Genomic DNA, 7,147 nt, shown 5'->3' on the forward strand with positions numbered 1-7,147 from the left:
TCGCTACGCGATCCGGCGGAGTAGCTCGGTGTCCAGCTCGCCGATCGACCGGACGCCGGTGAGGGCGAGCATCAGGTCGAGTTCGGCGATGAGGTTCTCCAAGACGTCTTGGACGCCCCGGCGGCCCGCGATGGCCAGGCCGTAGATGTGGGGCCGGCCGACCGTGACGGCGTCCGCGCCCAGCGCGAGCGCCTTGACGATGTCGGCGCCGCACCGGATCCCGGAATCGAAGATGACCGGGATGCGGCCGGCGACGGCGGTGCTGACGTCCACCAGGGCATCGGCGGCGCCGATCACCGAATCGACTTGGCGGCCACCATGATTGGAGACGACGATGCCATCCACCCCGATGTCCACCGCCTGGCGGGCGTCATCCGGGTGCAGCAATCCCTTGACGAGGATCGGCAGCGTCGTGCGCTCGCGCAGCGACGCGATGTCCGCCCACGTCAGCGTCGGCCGTGAATACGTGTCGAGGAACGTCTCGACGCTGGCCCGCGGCACGGGGGATACCAGGTTGCGCAGCGCGGCGCCGGGCACGTTGCGCGCCAACGACACCAGCGTCCGCAGGGCGGCGCGGGTCACTCGCACCTCGGGCCGTTCGCCGGCCGCCCGCGCCGCCGCCACCCGGTCGCGCACCGACTGCATGAACGTGGCGTCCGAGGTGTATTGCGCGATGCCGACCGCCTGCGTGAACGGCAGCGACCCGAGGTTGAGGTCCTGCGGCCGCCAGCCGAGCACCGTGGTGTCCACCGTGACCACCAGCGCGTCGGCGCCGATCGCCTGGGCGCGCCGCACGAAGCTGTCGACCACCGCATCGTTGGTCGACCAATACAGCTGAAACCATCGCGGCGCCGCGGACGCCCGCGCGGCGGCCACCCGGTCCATCTCGGCGGCGGTGTCCTCCATGGCGGCCGATCCCTGGTTGGAAAAGATGTAGGGCACGCCGACGGCGGCTGCGGCGGCGCCGATTTCGACGTCGGCGCGAGGATGCACCAGTCCGGCGGCCCCCACCGGCGCCACCAGTAGCGGAGCGGGCAGTCGGCGACCGAACAGGGTCACGCCAAGGTCGCGCCGCGAACAGTCGCGCAGCATCCGCGGGACGATGGCCCAGCGGTCGAACGCGGCGCGATTGTTCGTCATGCCCGCACCCGCGCCCGCCCCGCCGGCCACGTAAGCCCACGCCCGGGGCGACATCTTGGCTTTCGCCGCGCGCTGCAGCGCCTCGAAGTCGGTCGGCACCGCCGGCGCCGATCCGTAAACGCCGTTGCGGTAGATCATCTCCTGGCGTTGCCGCCCCGGCTGTCCATCGGGTGTTGTCATCGCAGTTGTCTGGCCATCCGTTCCGTGTCGGTTCTCGTTCAGCCGCGCCGGCCGCGGGTGCGCCGCAGCCAGCGGCCGCGTTGCATGTCTTTCTTGTCCGCCGCCTCGTTCTTCTCGACGACGCGGGTGTCCTTCGGCGGCAGCTGCAGGTCGCGTTCGGCGGCGATCCCGGCCTGCAGTTGGCGCCCGCGTTCGAGTTCGGCGTCCAGCTCGGCGCCGAAAAGCAGGGCCACGTTGGTGATCCACAGCCACAGCAGGAACACGATGACACCGGCCAGCGCGCCGTAGGTGCCGTCGTAATGGCCGAAATTGCTGACGTAGAAGCCGAACCCGACGGAGGCCAGCACCCAGATGCCGATGGCGACCAGCGCGCCGATGCTGAGCCAGCGGAATTTCGGTTGCCGCACGTTGGGTGTTGCGTAGTACAGGATGGCGACGACCAGCGCGACGAACAGCAGCATCACCGGCCACTTGGCCACCGTCCACACCGCCTGCGCCGCACCGCCGATCCGCAGGGCGGCCGCGACCGCGTGGGTCACCGGGCCGCTGATCGCCAGCATCGTGGCCACCGCCGCGGCCAGCGTCAACGCCGCCAACGTCAGCAGCAGTTGCAACGGCCGCAGCTTCCACACCGGCCGACCCTCCGCGAAGTCGTACACCCGGTTCATCGCCCTGCCGAAGGCGCCGACATAGCCAGAGGCCGTCCACAACGCGGCGAGGGCACTGGCGATCAGCGCGAGGCCGGCCGAACGATTCTCGACGAGGTGGTCGATGGGCTGGCGGAGCATGTCGAGCGCGGACGCGGGCGCGACCCCCGCCGCCACATTGAGCAGCGCGTCGGTCGTTTGCCTGCCCTGGCCGACGACCCCGAGCAGCGACACCAGCACCAGCAGCGCCGGGAACACCGACAGCACCGCGTAGTAGGTGAGCGCGGCCGCCAGGTCGGTGCACTGGTCGTTCTTGAACTCCCGAAGCGTCTTGCGCAGCACGAACACCCACGAGGCCTGGGTCAGGTCGTCAGGCGATTCCGGCTTGCTCGGGTCGTCGGGGTCGGGCGCGTGCTTCCTTTCGTCGGTGAGCACATCGTCGGTGTCGGCGTCGGGCATACTCGTCAGTTCCCGCCAGCCCGCAAATCCACACGCGCGGTGGCTACCGACTCCCTGCACAGCACCGAGCGCAGCGCGAAAGGGGTGGTGCGGGCCTGAACGGTTTCGCCGGCCCTGCACCCGTGCATGACGTTCAGCGGCCGGCATGGGCGACGTGACCGGGCTTGTCGGCGAAACCGCCGTGACGCATCGGGCGGCCGCATGACACAATCGCTGGCCGTGAAGACCTTCGAGGACCTGTTCGCCGAGTTGGGCGAGCGCGCCCGCACCAGACCCGCAGGCAGCGGCACCGTCGCCGCGCTCGACGGCGGCGTGCATGGCCTGGGGAAGAAGATCCTCGAGGAGGCCGGCGAGGTGTGGCTGGCCGCCGAACACGAATCCGACGAGGCGCTGGCCGACGAGATCAGCCAGTTGCTGTACTGGACCCAGGTGCTGATGATCGCGCGCGGGCTGTCCCTCGATGACGTCTACCGAAAGCTGTGAGCATGCTGCGCGTCGCGGTTCCCAACAAGGGCACGCTGAGTGAGCCCGCCAGCGAGATCCTCGCGGAGGCCGGCTATCGGCGTCGCACCGATTCGAAGGACCTCACCGTCATCGACCCGGTCAACCGCGTGGAGTTCTTCTTTCTGCGGCCCAAAGACATTGCCATTTATGTCGGTTCGGGCGAGCTCGACTTCGGCATCACGGGCCGCGACCTGGTGCTCGATTCCGACGCGCCGGTCATCGAGCGATTGGCGCTGGGCTTCGGCTCGTCGAGCTTCCGCTATGCCGCCCCTGCCGGACGTGATTGGACCCCAACGGATTTGGCGGGGAAGCGGGTCGCGACGGCCTACCCGAACCTGGTCCGCAAGGATCTCGCCGGACGCGGCGTCGAGGCGACCGTCATCCGGCTCGACGGGGCGGTCGAGATTTCGGTGCAGCTCGGCGTCGCCGACGCCATCGCCGACGTGGTGGGATCCGGTCGTACGCTGAGCCTGCACAACTTGGTGGCGTTCGGCGACCCACTGTGCGACTCGGAGGCGGTGCTCATCGAACGCGCCGACCCGGGTGGGGACGCGCAGTCCGCGCGCAATCAACTCGTCGCCCGGATCCAGGGCGTGGTCTTCGGCCAGCAGTACCTGATGCTCGATTACGACTGCCCGCGCTCTGTTCTCGAACGGGCAACGTCGATCACGCCCGGGTTGGAGTCACCAACCATCGCGCCCTTGGCGGACGCCGATTGGGTCGCCGTCCGCGCGTTGGTGCCCCGACGCGGCGTCAACGAAATCATGGACGAATTGGCCGCGATCGGCGCCAAGGCCATCCTGGCGTCAGACATCAGATTCTGCCGCTTCTGAACCAGGCCCTGAACCAGGCCCTCCTCGACGTCGTTGCTGTGTTAGCGTCCGCCTCGGGGCGACTGCGCGCGCCGTCCCCCGATCGACGCCGGTTGTTCAACCTCTAGGAGGGTCTCGTGACACACGCGCTCATTTTGCTGCTGGCTCTACTCATCGGTGTGGTTGCCGGACTGCGCTCGCTGACGGCGCCGGCCGTCGTCGCCTGGGCGGCTTTCCTCGGCTGGATCGACCTGCACGGCACCTGGGCGTCGTGGTTCGCCAACATCATCACGGTCGTCGTCGTCACCATCCTCGCGGTCGGCGAATTGGTCATGGACAAGCTGCCTAAGACGCCGGCCCGCACCGTGCCACCGGTCTTCGGCGCCCGCATCGTCATGGGCGCGCTGGCGGGCGCGGCGCTCGGCGCCTGGCCACACTGGACCTTCACCGCGCTCGGCGCAGGTGTCATCGGCGCGGTCCTGGGCACCCTCGGCGGCTACCAGGCGCGCAAGCGGCTGGCGACGGTGGCCGGGCGGGACCTGCCGATCGCGTTGCTCGAGGACGCCGTCGCGATCCTCGGTGGGTTTGCCATCGTCGCGGTGACGGGCCACGTGCTGACCGAGTACCTGCTGACAGCGGTTAAGTGACAGCGGAATTCGACGCGGTCGTCGTCGGCGCCGGTCAGGCGGGACCGCCGTTGGCGGGTCGGCTGACGGCGGCCGGTCAGCGCGTCGCCGTGGTGGAACGCAAATTGTTCGGCGGCACCTGCGTCAACACCGGATGCATCCCGACCAAGACCCTGGTCGCCAGCGCGTACGCCGCCCACCTCGCCCGTCGCGGCGCCGACTTCGGCGTCAACACCGGGCCGGTCGAGGTGGACATGGCGAAAGTCAAGGCGCGCAAGGACGACATCATGCTCAGCGACCGTAAGGGCATCGAGGACTGGCTGGACGGCATGGACGGGTGCACCGTGTATCGCGGCCATGCCCACTTCGAGGACGCGCACACGCTGCGAGTCGGCGACGAGCTGCTGCGCGCCGACCGGATCTTTCTCAACGTCGGCGGGCGCGCCGTGGTGCCGGAGATCCCGGGGCTGGCCGACATCGAATACCTCACAAACGTGTCGATGCTCGAGATCGATGCGTTGCCAGAGCATTTGGTTGTCCTCGGCGGCAGCTACATCGCGTTGGAATTCGCCCAGATGTACCGGCGATTCGGCGCGCGGGTGACCGTCGTCGAAAGGGGCCCGCGGCTGGCATCGCGCGAGGACGAGGATGTCTCCGCCGCCGTCAGGGACATCCTGGAGGGCGAAGGCATCGACGTCATCACCGGCGCCGAGGACGTGCGGATAGTGAAGACAGGCAAAGGGTTTGAACTGTCTCCCGGTGGCGGCGCGGCCGCGGTGCACGGCAGTCACCTGCTCCTGGCCGTCGGGCGACGGCCCAACACCGATGACCTGAACCTCGAGGCGGCCGGTGTCGAGACCGACGGCCGCGGCTACATCGTGGTCGACGATCAGCTCAAGACGTCCGTCGACCACATCTGGGCGCTCGGTGACTGCAACGGCAAGGGTGCGTTCACCCACACCTCGTACAACGATTTCGAGATCGTCGCCGCCAACCTGCTCGATGACGATCCGCGCCGGGTCAGCGACCGCGTCCCCACTTACGCGCTGTTCATCGACCCGCCGCTGGGCCGCGCCGGTCTGACCGTCGACCAGGTGCGCGCGTCCGGCCGCAAGGCGCTGGTTGGCAAGCGGCCGATGACCCGAGTCGGTAGGGCGGTGGAAAAGGGTGAAACACAGGGCTTCATGAAGGTGGTGGTGGACGCCGAGACCCAGGAAATACTGGGTGCCGCCATCCTCGGCGTGGGCGGCGACGAGGCCATTCACGGCATCTTGGACGTGATGTCGGCCAAGGCGCCCTACACCACGTTGGCGCGGACCATGCACATCCATCCCACCGTCAGCGAATTGATTCCGACGGTGCTGCAGGAGTTGTCCCCCCTCGATTAGTGGCGATCACGCCGCCGGTTGGGTTTCCTGCGACGGGTGCTGCGTGACCGAGTAGTCCGGCCATCCGGGGTATGGCGGCGGCGTGCCGCCGAACAACGGGCAGTGTTGTTGGTGCGGGCACCAATTGCACAGCCGCGACTGGCTCGGGCGGAAATCGCCTGTCCGACCGGCGTTTTGGATGGCGCGCCAGATCGCCATCAGCGTCTTTTCGAACCGGAACAGCTCGTCATGCTCGGGCGAGTAGTCCAGCACCTGGCCGTCCGCCAGATAGATCAGCCGCAGCCGGGTCGGCTGGATCCCGCGCGACCGCAGCAGCGCCACCGCGTAGAACTTCATCTGAAACAAGGCCTTGAACTCGGCGGCGGCCCGGGCGGCCGGCGGCGCCTTGCCCGTTTTGTAGTCGACGACCCGCAACTCGCCCGTGGCGGCGACGTCGATCCGGTCGATGAACCCGCGCAGCAGCGTGCCGTCGGCGAGTTCCACCTCGACCCGCTCCTCGCAGCACTGCGGGTCGAAGCGGGTCGGGTCCTCGAGCCGGTAATACCCACAGAGCAGCGCCCGGGCCTCGTCGAGCAGCTGACTTCGCTGTTGTGCGTCGAATTCACCGCCCAAGTCCGGCGCCCCGGCGAGCGCCTGCTCCCAGGCGGAGTCCAGCAGCGCCGCCGCCGTCGCGGGACTGCGTTGCCCTGCGGGCAGTCCGTAGAGCTGCTGTAACGCGGCGTGCACCACCGATCCGCGCAGCTGTGCCGTCGACGGCGCCTCGGGCAGCCGATCGATCGCGCGGAACCGGTACAGCAGCGGGCACTGCTTGAAGTCCGCCGCCCGCGACGGCGACAGAGCCGGGCGCGCGCGGCTCACCGTCGGCGGGGGCGTCGCCGCTGCGGCTCCCACCGGCGGCAACGTCTGCGGCTGGACGGTCATGTCGGCAGCGTAGAACCGGGTGCCGACAACCCCCAAGCACCCGGTGCGGCGAGTCGGCTGGCACGCTTGACCGCGTGTCCACAACCGGCCCCTTCACCGCTGGCGAACGCGTCCAGCTCACGGACGCCAAGGGGCGGCACTACACGATGCTGCTTACCGAGGGCGGCGAGTTCCACACCCACCGCGGCTCGATTCCGCACGACGCGGTCATCGGGCTCGAGCAGGGCAGCGTGATCAAGTCCAGCAACGGCGCCGTCTACCTGGTGCTGCGCCCGCTGCTGATCGACTACGTGATGTCCATGCCGCGCGGGCCCCAGGTCATCTATCCCAAGGACGCGGCGCAGATCATCCACGAGGGCGACATCTTCCCGGGTGCGCGGGTGTTGGAGGCCGGGGCCGGATCCGGCGCGCTGCTCGTAGGACACCACCCGGCCGCCGGGCCCCACCGCCCGCAGCAGCGAGCAGGTCAG

7 protein-coding genes and 1 pseudogene are annotated in these 7,147 nt (G+C 69.1%); 5 read left to right on the plus strand and 3 right to left on the minus strand.

Features of this window, described 5'->3' with window-relative positions:
- Nucleotides 1-3: 3 nt before the first annotated feature.
- Together A5714_RS19830 and A5714_RS19835 are read right to left on the minus strand one after the other, a co-directional pair.
- Entirely contained in the window at nt 4-1,320 is a 1,317-nt protein-coding gene (locus tag A5714_RS19830) for an alpha-hydroxy-acid oxidizing protein (RefSeq protein WP_068288078.1), read from the minus strand.
- 38 nt (nt 1,321-1,358) lie between these two features.
- Nucleotides 1,359-2,426: a YihY/virulence factor BrkB family protein gene (locus tag A5714_RS19835; RefSeq protein WP_068288081.1), complete on the minus strand. Its 1,068-nt coding sequence runs from the start codon at nt 2,424-2,426 to the stop codon at nt 1,359-1,361.
- 201 nt (nt 2,427-2,627) lie between these two features.
- Here A5714_RS19835 and A5714_RS19840 point away from each other — a divergent pair, with 201 nt between their 5' ends.
- The 4 genes from A5714_RS19840 to A5714_RS19855 all read left to right on the plus strand — a co-directional run bounded on the left by A5714_RS19840 (nt 2,628) and on the right by A5714_RS19855 (nt 5,756).
- A complete protein-coding gene (locus A5714_RS19840) occupies nt 2,628-2,909 on the plus strand; it encodes a phosphoribosyl-ATP diphosphatase (RefSeq protein WP_068071650.1) in 282 nt (93 codons plus the stop codon).
- A 2-nt stretch (nt 2,910-2,911) separates the two neighbouring features.
- Nucleotides 2,912-3,763, plus strand: a complete 852-nt coding sequence (gene hisG / locus A5714_RS19845; RefSeq protein WP_068071648.1) for an ATP phosphoribosyltransferase — start codon at nt 2,912-2,914, stop codon at nt 3,761-3,763.
- Nucleotides 3,764-3,879: 116 nt separating this feature from the next.
- Nucleotides 3,880-4,389 carry a DUF4126 domain-containing protein gene (locus A5714_RS19850; RefSeq protein ID WP_068071646.1) on the plus strand — a complete coding sequence of 170 codons (510 nt, stop codon included), beginning with the start codon at nt 3,880-3,882 and terminating at the stop codon, nt 4,387-4,389.
- Nucleotides 4,386-5,756 (plus strand): FAD-containing oxidoreductase, encoded by a 1,371-nt coding sequence (locus A5714_RS19855; RefSeq protein WP_068288083.1) that lies wholly within the window; start codon nt 4,386-4,388, stop codon nt 5,754-5,756. The genes A5714_RS19850 and A5714_RS19855 overlap by 4 nt, the downstream gene beginning before the upstream one ends.
- 6 nt (nt 5,757-5,762) lie before the next feature.
- On the opposite strand, the gene A5714_RS19860 is transcribed toward A5714_RS19855, so the two are convergent.
- The gene (locus tag A5714_RS19860) at nt 5,763-6,677 is read right to left on the minus strand and encodes a RecB family exonuclease (protein WP_068288085.1); all 915 of its coding nucleotides are present in this window, start codon (nt 6,675-6,677) and stop codon (nt 5,763-5,765) included.
- 74 nt (nt 6,678-6,751) lie between these two features.
- Here A5714_RS19860 and A5714_RS19865 point away from each other — a divergent pair.
- Nucleotides 6,752-7,147 (plus strand): annotated as a pseudogene (locus A5714_RS19865) (SAM-dependent methyltransferase); the annotation flags it as partial.

The sequence above is a fragment of the Mycobacterium sp. E2462 genome (genome assembly GCF_001672685.1).
Lineage (GTDB): Bacteria > Actinomycetota > Actinomycetes > Mycobacteriales > Mycobacteriaceae > Mycobacterium.